The sequence below is a fragment of the Micromonospora sp. NPDC005237 genome (genome assembly GCF_040607775.1).
In the GTDB taxonomy this organism is placed as follows: Bacteria; Actinomycetota; Actinomycetes; order Mycobacteriales; family Micromonosporaceae; genus Micromonospora.
This window is the reverse complement of the sequence record NZ_JBEXHJ010000005.1, coordinates 427,863-445,339: the sequence shown is the minus strand read 5'-3', so window position 1 is coordinate 445,339 and position 17,477 is coordinate 427,863. Positions and strand designations below refer to the sequence as shown.

Below are 17,477 nucleotides of genomic sequence, written 5' to 3'. Positions count from 1 at the left end.
ACGGGTGCGGGCTTACGGCTGGTCGGTCGGCTCAGCGGTGAGCAGGCCCGCGTTGATCTCGCGCATGGCGATGGAGAGGGGCTTCTCCTGCGGGGTCGTCTCGACGAGCGGACCGACGTACTCCAGGAGGCCCTCACCGAGCTGGCTGTAGTAGGCGTTGACCTGGCGCGCGCGCTTGGCGGCGAAGATGACCAGCGCGTACTTCGACGTCGTCTTCTCAAGGAGCTCGTCGATCGGCGGGTTGGTGATGCCTTCGGGGTTGGCGATGGATCCCACGAATTAACCTCTGCGTCTTTCGAGCCGCGCGGACGCGGTGCTGAGTCTCAACGGCGGCCGGCCGTCAGCCGCGTACACGCGACCAGGCCGGATCCGGATAAGAAGAACCGAGTAAGCCTACCAGCTCGTCGGCGACCCGATCGGTGTGGTCGTGCGTCAGGGTGTGCGCGAAGGCGGCGGCCACGGCGGCGTCGGGCCGGTGCCCGGGCGGGATCAGCAGCACCAGCCGCGCGGCGGGCAGTCGCGCCCGCACCAGCCGGGCCCCGGCGACGTCGAGCGGGAGCAGGACCGGCTGCCCGGCGTCGAGCCGGGCGCGCAGCGGCGGGTCGAGGGTGCCCCGGTGGTACGCGCCGATCCGGGACCACTCCAGCAGGTCTCCGGTGGCCACCCGGCGTTCGAACTCGGCCGGGGCGAGGAAGACCCGTTGCTCTCCGTCCACCTCCGGTTCCCGGCGCGGCCTGGTCGTTGCCGGCACCGGGATCCACACGGACGGGAAACGCGCCCGAACGAGCTCGACGACACTCTCCCTGCCGGAACCCGAAGGTCCAGCCAGGACAGTGAGCCGAGCCGCCGGGCGCGCCTCGTCATCCGTGCTCACTGCTTGTTTCTACACGCTGCCAGGTTCAGTTGGCGGCGAACTCTCCAAGCAGTGCCTTGCGCTGCTGCTCGCCGAGGCCACGCAGGCGACGGCTGTCAGCGATCTTGAGCTTCTCCATGATCTGGGTAGCCCGGATCTTGCCGATGCCCGGCATCGCCTGCAGGACGGCCGAAACCTTGAGCTTGCCCACGACGTCGTCGCTCTCGGCCCGCTCGAGGACGGCACCGAGGGTGGTCTTGCCCTGCTTGAGCTGCTCCTTCAGCTCGGCACGGGCCTTGCGGATCTCCGCGGCCTTCTCGAGCGCGGCAGCGCGCTGTTCGGGGGTCAGTGACGGGAGCGGCACCAGTTCTCCTCAGGTCCCTATCGCGGCGGGCGGGGCGCACCGCCGCATCTGTGAAACGTGGTGTCGCTGTGAACCAAGGGGTCCGTGGTTCCCAGCGCGGGGAAAACTAGCGGTCAACGGAGCTTTCGGCAACGTGGGCGCGCGATGATCATCGCAAAGTGACCGAGCCGTCAGTCAGTCACCGGGCAGCCAGAACGGCCCGGCACTCGCCCGCCACCCGGTCCGCGGCGGCCCGCAGGGCGTCCGCGTCCGGTCCCGCCGACAGGACCTCCCGGGAGTACGACGGGAGCACCGAAGCGAGGCTGGAACCGAAGACGGTACGCAGATCGGCGGCACCCGCACCCTGCGCGCCGAGCCCTGGAGCGAGCAGCGGACCCCCCACGCCGGAGAGGTCATGACCGGTGTCACCGATGGTCGCGCCGACCACCAGACCGAAGCTGCCGAGAGGGTCCGCACCCCGGTTGAGCTGGGAAATCTCGTCGATCACGGTCTGCGCGACGGTCCGCCCGTCGGCCGTACGGGCCCGCTGCACGGCCGCGCCCTCGGGGTTCGAGGTGAGGGCCAGCACGAAGACCCCGCCGCCGTGCTGGGCGGCCAACTCGAACATCGGCGCCAGCGAACCTACTCCCAGGTAGGGACTGGCCGTGACCGCGTCGACATACAGCGGGCTGGATGGATCAAGGTACGCGGAGGCGTACGCGCTGACCGTTGAGCCGATGTCGCCACGCTTGACGTCCAGAAGAACGAGCGAACCGGCTTCTCGTAACTGTCGGATAGTTGACTCAAGGATCGCCACACCGCGGGATCCGAATCGCTCGAAAAAGGCCGACTGAGGCTTGACCACCGCAACCCGGTCACCGAGGGCGTCCACCACGGTCCGGGAGAACCGGTCGAGGCCGTCGACGTCGTCCGCGAGGCCCCACCGGGCCAGCAGACCGGGATGCGGGTCGATGCCCACACAGAGCGGCCCGCGCTCGGTGACGGCCCGGTGCAGTCGGGTGCCGAAGCTCTCCATCTGTGCACTTCCCTTCTCGTCCGGGCGGCGGACCGCCTCGGTGCGTACTCGTTGACCGGGACCGCTCAGCCGGCCGCCACCGCCGCCGCCACCCCGGCCGCGATACGGGCCAGGTCGGCGTCGTCGGTGACGTACGGCGGCATCGTGTAGATCAGGTCGCGGAACGGCCGCAGCCAGACGCCCCGCTCGACGGCCGCCGCGGTGGCCGCGCCGAGGTCGACCTCGTGGTCGAGCTGGACCACCCCGATCGCCCCGAGCACCCGCACATCGGCCACGCCCGGGGCGGCGCGCAGCGGCTCCAGGCCGGCGCGCAGGCCGGCGCCGACCCTGGACACCTGCGCCGCCCAGTCCCCGGCCCGCAGCAGCCCGATGGAGGCGTTGGCGACCGCGCAGGCCAGCGGGTTGCCCATGAAGGTGGGCCCGTGGGCCAGCACGCCGTCGGCGGAGATGCCACGGGCGATCTCGGCGGTGCACAGCGTCGCGGCCAGGGTCAGGTAGCCCCCGGTGAGCGCCTTGCCCACGCACATCACGTCCGGGGCCACCCCGGCGTGCTCGGCGGCGAACATCGCGCCGGTACGGCCGAACCCAGTCGCGATCTCGTCGAAGATCAGCAGCACCCCGTGCGCGCGGGTCACCTCGCGCAGCACCCGCAGGTAACCCGGATGGTGGAACCGCATCCCGCCGGCGCCCTGGACGACAGGCTCGACGATCACCGCGGCCAGCTCGTCGGCGTGCCGCTCGACGGTGTCCACCAACGCCGCCACGTACGCCTCGTCGGGCGGGTCGGTGAAGCCGCCGGGCGGCACCGGGGCGAAGATCTGCCGGGGCAGCACGTCGCCCCAGAGGTGGTGCATCCCGCCCTCCGGGTCGCAGACGCTCATCGGGTGGAACGTGTCGCCGTGGTAGCCACCCCGCCAGGTCGCCAGCCGGCGCCGCTGTGGCCGCCCGATGGCCCGCTGGTACTGCAGGCACATCTTGACCGCCACCTCGACGCTGACCGAGCCGGAGTCGGCCAGGAACACCTGCTCCAGACCCTCCGGGGCCAGCTCGACCAGGGTCCGCGCGAGCTGCACCGCAGGCTCGTGGGTCAGCCCGCCGAACATCACGTGGCTCATCCTGCCGAGCTGGTCGGTCACGGCCGCGTCCAGCACCGGGTGCCGGTAGCCGTGGATCGCCGCCCACCAGGACGACATGCCGTCCACCAACTTCCGGCCGTCGGCCAGGGTCAGCCGTACGCCCTCGGCGCCGCGCACCACGTACGGCGGGTTCGCCGGTGGCAGCGCGGCGTACGGGTGCCAGACGTGCGCCCGGTCGGTGGCCAGGATCTCCTCGGGCGTCATGCGTGCTCCTTCCAGGCGCCGGTCGTCAGGCCGCCGGTCGGGTCGTTCCTTCTCATCCTTTGCTCTGCTTCAACGGACGCAACGCCCGGTGTCCGGATATCGGACGCCGGCCGTTGCGTGGGTTGAAGCAGAGCAAAGGCCTCGCGGAGGGGGTGGAACCCCCGCCGCAGAGCCGGCGCGGCGCGGGGCGGGGTCAGCACCGGACCCGGGCCGGTCAACGCCCGGCGACCGGGTCCGGCGCCCCCGCTGTGGCCGCCGCGCGGGCGGCGGCACGGACGGCGGCGCGGACCAGGGCCGGCCCCCGGTAGATGAAGCCGGTGTAGAGCTGCACCAGAGCGGCGCCGGCGTCGACCATCCGCGCCGCGTCGTCCGGGTCCAGCACCCCGCCGACGCCGATGATCGGCAGGGCGCCGGCGGTCTCCCGATGGACGAACGCGACCACGTCCCGGGCGCGGCCGGTCAGCGGCCGGCCGGACAGACCACCGGTCTCGGCGCCGCGTTCGGAGTCGGCCGGGGCCAGGCCGTCGCGGGCCAGGGTGGTGTTGGTCGCGATCACCCCGGCGGCGCCCCGGGCCAGGCACACCTCCAGCAGCTCGGCGATCGCCGCCTCGGTGAGATCCGGTGCGATCTTGACCAGCACCGGCTTCTCCCCCACCAGCGCGGCCAGCAGGGCGTCCAGATGCGCGCGGTCCTGCAACGAGCGCAGGCCCGGGGTGTTCGGCGAGGACACGTTGACCGCGAAGTAGTCGCCGTGCCCACGCAGCGCCCGGTACGAGGCGAGGTAGTCCTCGACCGCCTCGTCGAGCGGGGTCACCTTGGACTTGCCCAGCGAGATCCCCAGCGGCACCCCGATGGGGCGCGGCAGCGCGTCCAGCCGGGCGGCCAGCGCGGCGGCCCCGGCGTTGTTGAAGCCCATCCGGTTGACCACGGCCTCGCTGGCCGGCAGCCGGAACAGCCGTGGCCGGGGGTTGCCCGGCTGGGCGTGCGCCGTCACCGTGCCGACCTCGACGAAGCCGAAGCCGAGCGCCGGCCAGGCCGCCAGCGCGGCGCCGTCCTTGTCCATGCCGGCGGCCAGCCCGACCGGGTTGGGGAACCGCACGCCGAACACCGTGCGCGGCGCCTGGACGGCGTAGCGGGCCCGCAGGGCCGCCAACGCCACCGGACGCCGGGACAGCGCGGCCAACCGCCGCAGCGTCCACTCGTGCGCGGCCTCGGCGTCGCCACCGCCGAGGCGGAACAACCCCGGCCGCACGACCCGCTCGAACAGGGTCACTGGGCCGCCCGGAGGGTGGCGTGCAGGTCCTGCAGGGGGCGGACCTGCATGTCGCCCCGGATGCGCGCTTCGATGCCCATGACCGCCGCCGCGGCGCCCGGAACCGTGGTGATGCAGGGGATGTCGGCGGTGACGGCGGCGCTGCGGATCTCGTAGCCGTCCGAGCGGGCGCTCGCGCCGGAGCCCTGCGGGGTGTTGACCACCAGGGCCACGTCGCCGCCGAGGATCAGCGACACCGCGTCCTCCCCCTCGCCGGCCTCGTAGTGCTTGCGGATCTGCTCGCAGGCGATCCCGTGCCGGCGCAGCACCTCGGCCGTGCCGGTGGTGGCGACGATCTCGAAGCCCAGGTCGGCCAGCCGCTTGATCGGGAAGATCATGCCGCGCTTGTCCCGGTTGGCCACCGACACGAAGATCTTCCCGGCGGTCGGCAGCGACCCGTACGCGGCCGACTGGCTCTTGGCGAAGGCGTGCCCGAAGTTGGTGTCGATGCCCATCACCTCGCCGGTCGACTTCATCTCCGGCCCGAGCAGCGAGTCGATCCCCTTGCCGGCCCGGGTCCGGAAGCGCTTGAACGGCAGCACCGCCTCCTTGACCGCGATCGGCGCGTCGGCGGGCATCGTGCCGCCGTCGCCCATCGCCGGGAGCAGGCCCTCGGCGCGCAGCTCGGCGATGGTCGCGCCGAGCGCGATCCGGGCGGCCGCCTTGGCCAGCGGAACGGCCGTCGCCTTCGAGACGAACGGCACGGTCCGCGACGCGCGCGGGTTGGCCTCCAGGACGTAGAGCACGTCGTCCTTGAGCGCGTACTGCACGTTGAGCAGACCGCGCACGCCGACACCGCGGGCGATCGCCTCGGTGTAGCGGCGGACCTCGGCCAGGTGCGACCCCGCGAGGGTGATCGGCGGCAGCGCGCAGGACGAGTCGCCGGAGTGGATCCCGGCCTCCTCGATGTGCTCCATCACGCCACCGATGTAGACCGCGCCGTCGGCGTCGCACAGGGCGTCCACGTCGATCTCGATGGCGTCGTCGAGGAACCGGTCCACCAGCACCGGATGGTCGCCGGAGATGTCGGTGGCCCGACCGATGTAGTCGCGCAGCGTCGGGTCGTCGTAGACGATCTCCATGCCCCGCCCGCCCAGCACGTACGACGGTCGGACCAGCACCGGGTAGCCGATCTCGTCGGCGATCGTCTTGGCCTCGTCGTAGGACGTGGCCATGCCGTGCGCCGGCGCGCGCAGCCCGGCACGGGCCAGCACCGCGCCGAACGCGCCCCGCTCCTCGGCCAGGTGGATCGACTCCGGGGAGGTGCCGACGATCGGCACCCCGGCGTTCTTGAGCCGCTGCGCCAACCCCAGCGGGGTCTGCCCGCCGAGCTGCACGACCACGCCGACCACACCCGGCCCGCCGGCCGCCCGGCCGGAGGAGTCCTCCGCGTGCCAGACCTCCAGGACGTCCTCGAAGGTCAGCGGTTCGAAGTAGAGCCGGTCGGCCGTGTCGTAGTCGGTGGAGACCGTCTCGGGGTTGCAGTTGACCATGACGGTCTCGTAACCGGCCGACCGCAGCGCCTGCACCGCGTGCACGCACGAGTAGTCGAACTCGATGCCCTGCCCGATCCGGTTCGGGCCGGAGCCCAGGATCAGCACCTTCGGCCGGCCCGACGGCACGACCTCGGTCTCCAGGTCGTAGGTGGAGTAGTGGTAGGGGGTGGTGGCCTCGAACTCGGCCGCGCAGGTGTCCACGGTCTTGTAGACCGGGCGCACGTCGAGGCGGTGGCGCAGGGTCCGTACGCCGTCCTCGGCCGCCAGCTCCGGACGCAGCGCGGCGAGCTGCCGGTCGGACAGGCCGGCCCGCTTGGCGCGACGCAGCAGCTCGACGTCGAGCACCGGCGCGTCGACGATCTCGGCGCGCAGCTCGATCAGCGCGGCGATCTGGTCCAGGAACCAGGGGTCGATCCCGCCGGACGCCTCGGCGACCTCGGCGATCGACGCGCCGAGGCGCAGCGCCCGCTCCACCGTGTAGAGCCGGCCGTCGTGCGGGATGCGCAGCGCGGTGAGGGTGTTCTCCCGCGTCGCGTCGGCCGGGTCGGGCTGCGTCCAGAAGCCGGCGGCCTTGGTTTCCATTGAGCGCATCGCCTTGTTCAGCGCCTCGGTGAAGTTGCGCCCGAGGCTCATCGCCTCGCCCACCGACTTCATGGTGGTGGTCAGCTCCGGGTCCGCGCCGGGGAACTTCTCGAACGCGAACCGGGGGATCTTCACCACCACGTAGTCGAGGGTCGGCTCGAACGCCGCCGGGGTCTTCAGGGTGATGTCGTTGGGGATCTCGTCGAGCGTGTAGCCGATGGCCAGCTTCGCGGCGATCTTCGCGATCGGGAAGCCGGTCGCCTTGGACGCCAGCGCCGAGGAGCGCGATACCCGGGGGTTCATCTCGATCACGACGATCCGGCCGTCGACCGGGTTGACCGCGAACTGGATGTTGCAGCCGCCGGTGTCCACCCCGACCTCGCGCAGCACCGCGATGCCCAGGTCGCGCAGGCGCTGGTACTCCCGGTCGGTGAGCGTCATGGCCGGGGCCACGGTGACGCTGTCGCCGGTGTGCACGCCCATCGGGTCCAGGTTCTCGATCGAGCAGACGACCACCACGTTGTCGTGCCGGTCGCGCATCAGCTCCAGCTCGTACTCCTTCCAGCCGAGCACGCTCTCCTCGATGAGCACCTCGTGCACCGGGCTGGCGGTCAGGCCGTCGCCGGCGATGCGGGCCAGGTCCTCCGGGGTGTGCGCCATGCCGGAGCCCAGGCCACCCATGGTGAACGACGGCCGGATCACCACCGGCAGGCCCAGCTCGGCGACTGTCGCCTCGACCTCGTCCATGGAGTGGCACACCCGGGAGCGGGGCACCAGCCCGGCCGGGTCGTCGACGCCCAGGCGTACGCCGGCCTTCGCCACGATCTCCTTGAACAGCTGGCGGTCCTCGCCCCGGTTGATGGCGTCGATGTTCGCGCCGATCAGCTCGACGCCGTACTTGTCCAGGACGCCGGCCTCGTGCAGGGCGACGGCCGTGTTCAGCGCGGTCTGGCCGCCGAGGGTGGCCAGGATCGCGTCCGGGCGCTCCTTGGCGATGACCAGCTCCACGAACTCCGGGGTGATCGGCTCGACGTACGTGGCGTCGGCGAACTCGGGGTCCGTCATGATCGTGGCGGGGTTGGAGTTGACCAGGCTGACCCGGATGCCCTCGCTGCGCAGCACCCGGCACGCCTGCGTGCCGGAGTAGTCGAACTCGCAGGCCTGCCCGATGACGATCGGCCCGGAGCCGATCACGAGGATGTGCTTGAGATCGGTCCGCTTAGGCATTGCTGCGCCCCTCACTGTGGATCCGGCCCTCGCCGGGCTGCCGACCCTCGATCAACTCGGCGAATCGGTCGAAGAGGTAGTCGGCGTCGTGCGGGCCGGCCGCCGCCTCCGGGTGGTACTGCACGGTGAAGGCGGGGACGTCCACGGCCCGCAGCCCCTCGACCACGTTGTCATTGAGGCAGACGTGCGACACCCGCACCCCGCCGAAGTCGGTGTCGATCACCTGGTCGGGAACCACCGCGCCCTGCCCCGCACCGGGCACCCGGACCGCGAAGCCGTGGTTGTGGCTGGTCACCTCGACCTTGCCGGTGGCCCGGTCGAGCACCGGCTGGTTGATCCCCCGGTGGCCGTAGCCCAGCTTGTAGGTGCCGAAGCCGAGCGCCCGGCCGAGGATCTGGCTGCCGAAGCAGATGCCGAACAGCGGCACCTCCCGCCGCAGCGCCTCCCGGGCCAGCGCCACCGGGCCGTCGGCCGTCGCCGGGTCGCCGGGGCCGGGCGACAGGAAGATCGCGTCGGCGCCGGTGGCCAGCAGGTCCTCGATGCTCGACGAGGCCGGCAGCACGTGGGTGGTCACCCCGCGCGCGGCCAGTCGGCGCGGCACGTTGCGCTTGATGCCCAGGTCCAGCGCCGCCACGGTGAACCGGTGCTCGCCGAGCGCCTCGACGACGTACGGCTGGGCGGTGGTCACCTCGGCGGACAGGTCCGCGCCGACCATCTGCGGTGACTGCCGGACCCGGGCCAGCAGGCTCTGCGGGTCCTTCTCGACGCTGGAGATGCCCACCCGCATGGCGCCCCGCTCGCGCAGGTGCCGGGTCAACGCACGGGTGTCCACGCCGCTGATGCCCACCACACCCTCGGTGGCGAGGCGGTCCTCCAGGCTGCCGGTGGCCCGCCAGTTCGAGCCGATCCGGGCCGGGTCGCGGACGACGTAGCCGGCCACCCAGATCCGGCCGGACTCGTCGTCCTCGCCGTTGACGCCGGTGTTGCCGATGTGCGGCGCGGTCTGCACCACCACCTGCCGGTGGTAGGACGGATCGGTAAGCGTCTCCTGGTAACCGGTCATGCCGGTGTTGAAGACCGCCTCGCCGAAGGTCTCACCGACGCTGCCGTACGCCTCGCCGGGGAACGTGCGCCCGTCCTCGAGGACGAGGATCGCGGAACGTCTACGGGTCACTGTGCCGGCCTTTCGTTCGCGACTGCGGGACTCCGCTTCGCTGCATTCCTCGCGCTCACCGAACTGCCTTTCCGTCCAGGACCGTCGGCTCGCCGCGCAGGAAGGTCGCCACGATGCGACCCGGCAGCGTCATGCGGGCGTACGGGGTGTTGCGACTGCGACTGGCCAGTTCCGCCGGCTCGATGGTGCGGCGGGCGGCCGGGTCGATCAGGGTCAGGTTGGCCGGCACACCGGGCGCCGGGTCGACGCCGTGCCCGGTCAGCCCCGCGATCCGGGCGGGGGTGCGCGACATCCGCTCGGCGATCAGGTCCCACTCGGGGCCGAGCACGTCGAGCGCGATGGACAGGGCCGTCTCCAGGCCGAGCATCCCCGGCCGGGCGTACGCCCACTCGCACTCCTTGTCCTCCACGGCGTGCGGGGCGTGGTCGGTGGCGATGATGTCGATGACGCCGTCGGCGAGCGCGGACCGCAGGGCGGTGATGTCCGCGGCCGTGCGCAGCGGCGGGTTCACCTTGAAGACCGGGTCGTAGGTCGCCGCGCGCTCGTCGGTGAGCAGCAGGTGGTGCGGGGTGACCTCGGCGGTGACGCGTACGCCACGGGCCTTGGCCTGGCGCAGCACCTCGACGCTGCCGGCGGTGGAGACGTGGCAGACGTGCAGACGGCTGCCCACGTGCTCGGCCAGCAGCACGTCCCGGGCGATGATCGCCTCCTCGGCGACCGCAGGCCAGCCGATCAGACCGAGCCGGGTGGAGACCTCACCCTCGTGCATCTGGGCGCCCTCGGTGAGGCGGGGCTCCTCGGCGTGCTGGGCGATGATCCCGTCGAACGCCTTGACGTACTCCAGGGCCCGGCGCATCAGCAACGGGTCGGCGACGCAGTGCCCGTCGTCGGAGAAGATCCGCACGCGGGCCGCCGAGTCGGCCATCGCGCCCAGCTCGGCCAGGCGCTCGCCGGCCAACCCGACGGTGACCGCGCCGACCGGCTGCACGTCGACCAGGCCGGCCTCCCGGCCGAGCCGCCAGACCTGCTCGACGACGCCGGCGGTGTCCGCGACCGGCGAGGTGTTCGCCATCGCGCAGACCGCCGTGTAGCCGCCCAGCGCCGCCGCCCGGGACCCGGACTCGACGGTCTCGGCGTCCTCCCGGCCGGGCTCGCGCAGGTGGGTGTGCAGGTCGACCAGGCCCGGCAGGGCGACCAGCCCGGCGCCGTCGACCACCACGGCGTCCGGCGCGGACAGCCCCGGACCGACCTCGGCGACGACGCCGTCGCGGATCAGCAGGTCGGTCGGCGCGGCGCCGACGATGCTCACGCTGGTGATGAGGTACGCGGTCACCGGTTGTTCCCTCCGAGCAGCAGGTACAGAACAGCCATCCGCACGGAGACCCCGTTGGTGACCTGTTCGACGATGGTGGAGCGGGGTGAGTCGGCCACCTCGGGGGTGATCTCCATCCCCCGGTTCATCGGGCCCGGGTGCATGACGATCGCGTGCTCGGGCAGGCGGCGCATCCGCGGGCCGTCCAGCCCGTAACGGCGGGAGTACTCGCGCGCGGAGGGGAAGTAGGAGTCCTTCATCCGCTCCCGCTGCACCCGCAGCATCATCACCACGTCGACGTCGGGCAGCACGGCGTCGAGGTCGTAGGACACGTCGGTGCCCGGGGCGAGCGCGCCGGCGATGTCGACGGGGATGAGGGTGGGCGGACCGACCAGGGTGACCTTCGCGCCGAGGGTGGACAGCAGCAGGACGTTGGAGCGGGCCACCCGCGAGTGCAGCACGTCGCCGACCACCGCGACCGACAGGCCGGCCAGCCGGCCCAGCCGGGCCCGCATGGTGTACGCGTCGAGCAGCGCCTGGGTCGGGTGCTCGTGGGTGCCGTCGCCGGCGTTGACCACCGACCCGTCCACCCAGTTGGCGAGCCGGTGCGGGGCGCCGGAGGCGGGGTGCCGCACGACCACCGCGTCGGCGCCCATCGCCTGCAGGGTCAGCGCGGTGTCCTTCAGGCTCTCGCCCTTGGCGACGCTGGACCCCTTCGCGGAAAAGTTGATCACGTCGGCGCTGAGCCGCTTCGCCGCTGCCTCGAACGAGATCCGGGTGCGGGTGGAGTCCTCGTAGAAGAGGTTCACCACCGTCCGGCCACGCAGCGCGGGCAGCTTCTTGATCTCGCGGCCGGCGACCGTGGCCATCTCGGCGGCGGTGTCCAGGATCTCGGTGGCGGTGTCGGCGTCCAGGTCCGCGCCGGAGAGCAGGTGCCTGATCATGAGGTGGTTCCCCCGTACAACTTGACCTCGTCGGCGCCGTCGGTCTCGGCGAGCGTCACCTTGACGCTCTCGGCGAGCGCCGTCGGGATGTTCTTGCCGACGTAGTCGGCGCGGATCGGCAACTCGCGGTGGCCGCGGTCGACCAGGACGGCGAGCTGCACCGACGCCGGGCGGCCCACGTCGTTGAGCGCGTCGAGCGCGGCGCGCACGGTGCGGCCGGAGAAGAGCACGTCGTCGACGAGGATCACCCGCTTGCCGTCGATGCCGCCGCTGGGCACCTGGGTCGGGCCGATCGCGCGGGTCGCGTGCCGACGCAGGTCGTCGCGGTAGAGGGTGATGTCGAGCACACCGACCGGGACGACGACGTCCTCGAAGGTGCTGATCCGGGAGGCGAGCCGCCGCGCGAGGGGCGCACCCCGGGTGGGAATCCCGAGCAGCACGGTGTCGGCGGCGCCCTGGGTCTTCTCCAGGATCTGGTGGGCGATGCGGTCGACCACGCGCTGCACGTCGGCGCTGGCGAGGATCACCTTCACCGAGGGTTGTCGCGGTGGTGACGAGCGGGCAGCCGGTGGGTATGCCACGGCGGACCTCCTTCCCCGCCTCACGGGACGGGTCGTTAAAGGATGTCGGGCACCTCCGGCCGGCGAGCGCGAGCGAACCCGACCGAGGCTTCACGCCACGTTACCAGTGGTCACCGGGCCGACGGACGGCGGCCGCTGACCACCGGATCAGGCCGACGAAATGGGGATAACTCCCTCGGTGCTCCCCAACGGTAAGGTCACGACCACTTGACCACGTGTCGCATTCCCCGTACCGTCACGCTCCGTAGCGATCGACGGGAGAACCCCGAGCAGCACTGGGAGTGTCCGAATGCCCTCTGAATACGCCAAATCTCTGGGCGCACGCCTGCGCTCCATCCGCCAGCAGCAGGGCCTCTCCCTGCAGGGTGTGGAGGAGAAGTCGAACGGGCGGTGGAAGGCCGTGGTGGTCGGCTCGTACGAGCGTGGCGACCGGGCCGTGACGGTGTCCCGTCTGGCCGAGCTGGCCGAGTTCTACCGTGTCCCCGTCTCGGAACTACTGCCGGACGGCAGCGGCGTCCGGCACGAGCCCACCAGCAAGATCGTTCTGGACCTGGAGCGGCTCTACGACGAGGCCTCCGAGGACCTGGCCTACGTCGCCCGCTACGCCCGCGCCATCCAGCAGCAGCGCGGTGACTACAACGGCCGGGTGCTCTCCATCCGCGCCGACGACCTGCGGGCGCTCGCGATCGTCTACGACGCCTCACCGTCGGGTCTGATCGAGCGGCTCACCGAGCACGGCGTGCTGGTGGCCGACCCCCGGGCGTTCTTCGCCTCCTGAGCTGTCGCTTCACCGAAAGAAGGGCCCGTGCCGGATGGCACGGGCCCTTCTCGTCGTGCGGGGTACGCGGCCGCTCAGCGGGTGGCGTACTCGGCGATGCGGCCGAGCACGCCGTTGAGGAACCGCGGCGAATCGTCGGTGGACATCTGCCGGGCCAACTCGACGGCCTCGCTGATCGCCACCGCGTCGTCGATCTCGTCGACGTAGAGCAACTCGTAGACGGCGATCCGGGCCAGGTTGCGGTCGACCACCGGCATCCGCTCCAACGTCCAACCCTCGGCGTAGCTGGCGATCAGCTCGTCGATGCGGTTGAGGTGCTCGGCGACCCCCTCGATCAGGCCCACCGCGTAACCCAGGTGCTCCGGGCGGGGCTGTTCGATGCGCTGGAGGTAGCCGGCCAGGACCTCGACGGGCGGCCGATCCCGCAGGTCGGCCTCGTAGAGGACGTCCAGCGCCCGCTTGCGCGCCTTACGGCGCGCCGGCATCTGCTGCTTGGGACCCTCAGCCATCAGGCGCGGCCGAGGTAACGGCCGTCGCGGGTGTCGACCTTGATCTTCTCACCGGTGGTGATGAACAGCGGAACCGGCACGGTGGCGCCGGTCTCCACGGTCGCCGGCTTGGTGCCGCCGGTCGAACGGTCGCCCTGCAGGCCGGGCTCGGTGTAGGTGACCTCCAGCACGACGCTGGTGGGCAGCTCGATGTAGAGCGGCACACCCTCGTGCTGGGCGACGGTCGCCTCCGCCTCGGGCAGCAGGTAGTTGGCTGCCTCGCCGACGGTGCCGCCGGGCACGGTGATCTGGTCGAAGGTCTCCAGATCCATGAAGACGAAGTCTTCGCCGTCGGCGTACAAATACTGCATCGTGCGCTTGTCCACGGTCGCGGTTTCGACCTTGGTGCCCGCGTTGAAGGTCTTGTCGACCACCTTCCCGGACAGCACGTTCTTCAGCGTGGTGCGCACGAACGCGCCACCCTTACCGGGCTTGACGTGCTGGAACTCGACGACGGCCCAGAGCTCGCCGTCCAGGTTGAGTACCAGGCCGTTTTTGAGGTCGTTGGTGGAGGCCATTTCCTGCCTTGATCATCAATTGGCGGACAGACCCTAGGAGTCTACTAGCTGCGTCGAATCGCCCGGTCCCCGCTCGGGACGACCCCTGCGCGGGTGGCCAGGTGGTGCAGGGCGAGGCGGTAGCCGTCGATGCCGAGACCACAGATCACCCCGGTCGCCACCGCGGAGACGACGGAGTGGTGCCGGAACTCCTCGCGGGCGTGGATGTTGGAGAGGTGCACCTCCACCAGCGGCCCGCGCAGCATGGCGCAGGCGTCGCGCACCGCGTACGAGTAGTGCGACCAGGCGGCCGGGTTGAGCACCACGGCGGCGCCCTCGTCGGCGGCGGCGTGCAGCCAGCCGAGCAGCTCGTGCTCGGCGTCGGTCTGCCGGACCGTCACGTCGAGCCCCAGGTCCCGGCCGGTTGCCTCGCAGAGCGTCACCAGGTCGGCATAGCTGGTCGAGCCGTACACGGCGGGCTCCCGGGTGCCGAGGCGGCCCAGGTTCGGCCCGTTCAACACGTACACCTTCACGGGGTGGCCACCTCGCGGTAGGCGGCCTCCAGCAGCGCGTCGTCCGGGCCCTCCAGCATCGCCGGGCGGGCCAGCGCGTCCAGCACCACGAACCGCAGCCGGCTGCCCCGGGCCTTCTTGTCCACCCGCATCACGGCCAACAACCGCGGCCAGGCGTCGGCCGGGTAGCTCACCGGCAGACCGAGCGCGGTCAGGGTACGCCGGTGCCGATCGGCGGTCGACGCGTCCAGCCGGCCGGCGAGCCGGGCCAGCGTGGCCGCGTACACCAGGCCCACGGCCACGGCGTGGCCGTGCCGCCAGCGGTAACCCTCGACCTGCTCGATGGCGTGGGCCAGGGTGTGGCCGTAGTTGAGCACCTCCCGCAGGCCCGACTCGCGCAGGTCGCCGGCGACCACGTCCGCCTTGACCCGGATGGCCCGCTCGATCAGCTCCCGGGTCACCGGCCCGCGCGGGTCGGTGGCCGCCGCCGGGCCACGCTCGACGAGATCCAGGATCACCGGGTCGGCGATGAAGCCGCACTTGACCACCTCGGCCAGCCCGGCCGCCAGGTCGACGGCGGGCAGGCTGTCCAGGGTGGCCAGGTCGGCCAGCACGCCGACCGGCGGGTGGAACGCGCCGACCAGGTTCTTGCCGGCGGCGGTGTTGATCCCGGTCTTGCCGCCCACAGCGGCGTCCACCATGCCCAGCAGCGAGGTGGCCACCGGCACCCAGCGCACGCCGCGCAGCCAGCAGGCCGCGACGAAGCCGGCCAGGTCGGTCACCGCGCCGCCGCCGACGCCGACCACCGCGTCGGTACGGGTGAAACCAGCCGCGCCCAGCCGGTCCCAACAGGCCGCCGCCACCTCGATCTGCTTGCCCGACTCGGCGTCGGGCACCTCGATCGGCAGCGGCTCGACGCCGGCCGCGCGCAGCCGTTCGCCGATCGCGTCGGCCAGGGCCTTGAGCGGGGGCGTGTGCAGCACCGCCGCCCGGGTCGCGCCGGGCAGCAGCCCGGGCAGCGCGTCCAGCAGGTCGCGCCCGACCAGCACGTCGTACGGCCGTTCGCCGCCGACCGGAATCCGGGTCACCTCGTCCATCGCCGGCAGCCTAGTCCAGCGGACGGCGTGGCGACCGCGTCTGTCCACCTGCTGGCCGGGCGGCCCAGTCGGCCAGCAGGCGCGCGTGCTCGGCCACGGCGGCACGCAACGCGTCCGGGTGGCGCACGGTGAACGCGCAGCCCAGCCCGGCGAGCAGCGCCGCCATACCGGGAAGGCTCTCCGCCCGGGCCCGCAGCAGCACCCCGTCGCCGCTGGCGGTCAGCTCGGCCACACTGGCCGGGATGCGCCGCCGGGCGGCGACCAGGTCGGTCTCCAGCAGCACCTCGACCTCGTGCCGGTAGGGCACGCCCGCCAGCGACCGGGTCAGCCACGCCACCGCGTCGAAGCCGTCCGGCACCGTGAACGTCGCCGCGCCGGGCGTCACGGCGCCGATCCGGTCCAGTCGGAACGTGCGCACCTCCCCGCGCCGGTGGTCGTGGCCGGTGACGTACCAGCGGCCGGCGTGGAAGACCAGCCCGTACGGGTCGAGGTCGCGATGCGACAGCTCACCACGCCACGAGCGGTAGTCCAGGCTCACCCGCTGCCGGTGCCGGGCGGCCGCGGCCAGGGCCAGCAGGGTGCCCGACGCCGGTCGCGCCTGGGGCTCGGGCCGCCGCAGGGTGAAGCCGAGGTGCTCCTGCACGGCGGTCAGCCGGTCGGCCAACGCCGCCGGCAGCACCCGGCGGATCTTCGCCAGCGCGGTCGCCGTGGCCGGCAGCTCGGTGGCCAGCCCGACCCGTTCGGCGACGACCAGGCCGAGCAGCACGGCCACCGCCTCGTCGTCGGTGAGCATCAGCGGCGGCAGCTTGAACCCGGGATGCAGCCGGTAGCCGCCGTGCCGGCCCCGGTCGGCGAGCACCGGGATGCCCAGCTCGACCAGGGTGGCCGCGTAGCGGCGCACCGTCCGTTCGTCCACACCGAGCCGGTCGGCGAGGTCGCCGGCCGTCGCCCGGTGCCGGGCCTGGAGCAGCTCGAGCAGGGCCAGCACCCGACCGGCTGGATGAGACACGGGCCACTCCTTCAAACCGGGCGGATCCTGTCCGGTTTCGATCGTACGGTCGGTCGGTAGCCGAGAGAAGGAGTGACAGATGGCGACGTTCGTACTGGTGCCAGGGTTCTGGTTGGGCGCCTGGGCGTGGCGGGAGGTGACCGGTCTGCTGCGCGCGCAGGGCCACGACGTCCACCCGATGACGCTGACCGGGGTGGCCGAGCGCCACCACCTCGCCGGGCCGCAGGTGACCCTGCAGACGCACACCACCGACATCGTCCGGCTGATCGAGGTCGAGGATCTGCGCGACGTGCTGCTGGTCGGGCACTCGGGCGGCGGCATGCCGGTGGCCCAGGCGGCCGACGTCATCCCGGACCGCATCGCCCGGGTGGTCTACGTGGAGAGCGGGCCGCTGCCGGACGGCACGGCGCAGTTCGACACGGTGCCGCCGCCGGAGCAGCAGCGGCTGCGCGCGGCGATCGGCGACGGGCACCTGCTGCCACCACCGGCCTGGGACCCGGCGGCCGACCCGACCAACCTGGCCGGCCTGGACGAGCCGACGCTGTCCCTCCTGCGCGAGCGCTGCACCGCGCAGCCCCTGCGGACGGCGACCGATCCGGTACGCCGCACGGGTGGCCGCCCGGTGCCGACCGCGCTGGTCGCCAGCACCTTCCCGCTGGCGGTGGTGCGGCAGATGATCGACGAGGGGCACCCGTTCTTCACCGGCCTGGCCGACGGCCAGCTGCACGAACTGCCCACCGGGCACTGGCCGATGCTCAGCGAGCCGAAGGCGCTGGCCGACGTCCTCGACCTGGCCGCTCGCACCTGAGCGGAGGCCCGCACCGGGCGGCGAACGC

18 protein-coding genes are annotated in these 17,477 nt (G+C 72.3%); 2 read left to right on the top strand and 16 right to left on the bottom strand.

The window, feature by feature from the left end; genetic code table 11:
* Positions 1-12 precede the first annotated feature (12 nt).
* The 11 genes from rpoZ to pyrR form a co-directional block, all read right to left on the bottom strand.
* Positions 13-276 (bottom strand): DNA-directed RNA polymerase subunit omega, encoded by a 264-nt coding sequence (gene rpoZ, locus ABZT87_RS16920; protein WP_007075826.1) that lies wholly within the window; start codon positions 274-276, stop codon positions 13-15.
* 64 nt (positions 277-340) lie between these two features.
* Positions 341-874: a guanylate kinase gene (locus ABZT87_RS16915; protein ID WP_354862959.1), complete on the bottom strand. Its 534-nt coding sequence runs from the start codon at positions 872-874 to the stop codon at positions 341-343.
* 25 nt (positions 875-899) lie between these two features.
* Positions 900-1,217 carry an integration host factor, actinobacterial type gene (gene mihF / locus ABZT87_RS16910; RefSeq protein WP_007458370.1) on the bottom strand — a complete coding sequence of 106 codons (318 nt, stop codon included), beginning with the start codon at positions 1,215-1,217 and terminating at the stop codon, positions 900-902.
* 178 nt (positions 1,218-1,395) lie between these two features.
* Positions 1,396-2,232, bottom strand: coding sequence for an orotidine-5'-phosphate decarboxylase (gene pyrF / locus ABZT87_RS16905; RefSeq protein ID WP_354862960.1), 837 nt, complete (start codon positions 2,230-2,232; stop codon positions 1,396-1,398).
* A gap of 65 nt (positions 2,233-2,297) precedes the next feature.
* Positions 2,298-3,572 carry an adenosylmethionine--8-amino-7-oxononanoate transaminase gene (locus ABZT87_RS16900; RefSeq protein ID WP_355136402.1) on the bottom strand — a complete coding sequence of 425 codons (1,275 nt, stop codon included), beginning with the start codon at positions 3,570-3,572 and terminating at the stop codon, positions 2,298-2,300.
* A 214-nt stretch (positions 3,573-3,786) separates the two neighbouring features.
* Positions 3,787-4,845 (bottom strand): quinone-dependent dihydroorotate dehydrogenase, encoded by a 1,059-nt coding sequence (locus tag ABZT87_RS16895; protein ID WP_355136400.1) that lies wholly within the window; start codon positions 4,843-4,845, stop codon positions 3,787-3,789.
* Positions 4,842-8,189, bottom strand: coding sequence for a carbamoyl-phosphate synthase large subunit (gene carB / locus ABZT87_RS16890; RefSeq protein WP_355136398.1), 3,348 nt, complete (start codon positions 8,187-8,189; stop codon positions 4,842-4,844). The genes ABZT87_RS16895 and carB overlap by 4 nt, the downstream gene beginning before the upstream one ends.
* Positions 8,182-9,363 carry a glutamine-hydrolyzing carbamoyl-phosphate synthase small subunit gene (gene carA / locus ABZT87_RS16885; protein WP_355136396.1) on the bottom strand — a complete coding sequence of 394 codons (1,182 nt, stop codon included), beginning with the start codon at positions 9,361-9,363 and terminating at the stop codon, positions 8,182-8,184. The genes carB and carA overlap by 8 nt, the downstream gene beginning before the upstream one ends.
* 55 nt (positions 9,364-9,418) lie before the next feature.
* Entirely contained in the window at positions 9,419-10,696 is a 1,278-nt protein-coding gene (locus ABZT87_RS16880) for a dihydroorotase (RefSeq protein ID WP_355136394.1), read from the bottom strand.
* Positions 10,693-11,619, bottom strand: a complete 927-nt coding sequence (locus ABZT87_RS16875; protein WP_007458351.1) for an aspartate carbamoyltransferase catalytic subunit — start codon at positions 11,617-11,619, stop codon at positions 10,693-10,695. Before ABZT87_RS16875 ends, ABZT87_RS16880 begins: the two co-directional genes overlap by 4 nt.
* The gene (gene pyrR / locus ABZT87_RS16870) at positions 11,616-12,200 is read right to left on the bottom strand and encodes a bifunctional pyr operon transcriptional regulator/uracil phosphoribosyltransferase PyrR (RefSeq protein WP_007458350.1); all 585 of its coding nucleotides are present in this window, start codon (positions 12,198-12,200) and stop codon (positions 11,616-11,618) included. Before pyrR ends, ABZT87_RS16875 begins: the two co-directional genes overlap by 4 nt.
* A 289-nt stretch (positions 12,201-12,489) precedes the next feature.
* Here pyrR and ABZT87_RS16865 point away from each other — a divergent pair, with 289 nt between their 5' ends.
* Positions 12,490-12,978: a transcriptional regulator gene (locus ABZT87_RS16865; RefSeq protein WP_007458348.1), complete on the top strand. Its 489-nt coding sequence runs from the start codon at positions 12,490-12,492 to the stop codon at positions 12,976-12,978.
* 74 nt (positions 12,979-13,052) lie between these two features.
* On the opposite strand, the gene nusB is transcribed toward ABZT87_RS16865, so the two are convergent.
* From nusB to ABZT87_RS16840, 5 genes are read right to left on the bottom strand one after another with little or no spacing between them, the layout of a single operon-like run.
* On the bottom strand, positions 13,053-13,463 hold the full coding sequence (gene nusB, locus ABZT87_RS16860; protein ID WP_193376622.1) for a transcription antitermination factor NusB: 411 nt from the start codon (positions 13,461-13,463) through the stop codon (positions 13,053-13,055).
* A gap of 23 nt (positions 13,464-13,486) precedes the next feature.
* A complete protein-coding gene (gene efp, locus ABZT87_RS16855; protein WP_007458344.1) occupies positions 13,487-14,044 on the bottom strand; it encodes an elongation factor P in 558 nt (185 codons plus the stop codon).
* Positions 14,045-14,088: 44 nt separating this feature from the next.
* Complete coding sequence (gene aroQ, locus ABZT87_RS16850; protein WP_354863183.1) at positions 14,089-14,556, bottom strand: type II 3-dehydroquinate dehydratase; 468 nt, start codon at positions 14,554-14,556, stop codon at positions 14,089-14,091.
* The gene (aroB, locus tag ABZT87_RS16845; RefSeq protein WP_355136392.1) at positions 14,553-15,632 is read right to left on the bottom strand and encodes a 3-dehydroquinate synthase; all 1,080 of its coding nucleotides are present in this window, start codon (positions 15,630-15,632) and stop codon (positions 14,553-14,555) included. Before aroB ends, aroQ begins: the two co-directional genes overlap by 4 nt.
* A gap of 10 nt (positions 15,633-15,642) precedes the next feature.
* The gene (locus tag ABZT87_RS16840) at positions 15,643-16,641 is read right to left on the bottom strand and encodes a YafY family protein (protein WP_355136390.1); all 999 of its coding nucleotides are present in this window, start codon (positions 16,639-16,641) and stop codon (positions 15,643-15,645) included.
* A gap of 79 nt (positions 16,642-16,720) precedes the next feature.
* On the opposite strand from ABZT87_RS16840, the gene ABZT87_RS16835 reads away from it, so the two are divergent.
* Positions 16,721-17,449 (top strand): alpha/beta hydrolase, encoded by a 729-nt coding sequence (locus tag ABZT87_RS16835; RefSeq protein WP_355136388.1) that lies wholly within the window; start codon positions 16,721-16,723, stop codon positions 17,447-17,449.
* Positions 17,450-17,477 lie beyond the last annotated feature (28 nt).

Bases quoted from the DNA above. Each gene is read 5' to 3' on its own strand.
- pyrF (WP_354862960.1), bottom strand. From the start codon at position 2,232: ATGGAGAGCTTCGGCACCCGACTGCACCGGGCCGTCACCGAGCGCGGG.
- ABZT87_RS16900 (WP_355136402.1), bottom strand. From the start codon at position 3,572: ATGACGCCCGAGGAGATCCTGGCCACCGACCGGGCGCACGTCTGGCAC.
- carB (WP_355136398.1), bottom strand. From the start codon at position 8,189: ATGCCTAAGCGGACCGATCTCAAGCACATCCTCGTGATCGGCTCCGGG.
- ABZT87_RS16875 (WP_007458351.1), bottom strand. From the start codon at position 11,619: ATGATCAGGCACCTGCTCTCCGGCGCGGACCTGGACGCCGACACCGCC.
- ABZT87_RS16865 (WP_007458348.1), top strand. From the start codon at position 12,490: ATGCCCTCTGAATACGCCAAATCTCTGGGCGCACGCCTGCGCTCCATC.
- nusB (WP_193376622.1), bottom strand. From the start codon at position 13,463: ATGCCGGCGCGCCGTAAGGCGCGCAAGCGGGCGCTGGACGTCCTCTAC.
- efp (WP_007458344.1), bottom strand. From the start codon at position 14,044: ATGGCCTCCACCAACGACCTCAAAAACGGCCTGGTACTCAACCTGGAC.
- aroB (WP_355136392.1), bottom strand. From the start codon at position 15,632: ATGGACGAGGTGACCCGGATTCCGGTCGGCGGCGAACGGCCGTACGAC.
- ABZT87_RS16835 (WP_355136388.1), top strand. From the start codon at position 16,721: ATGGCGACGTTCGTACTGGTGCCAGGGTTCTGGTTGGGCGCCTGGGCG.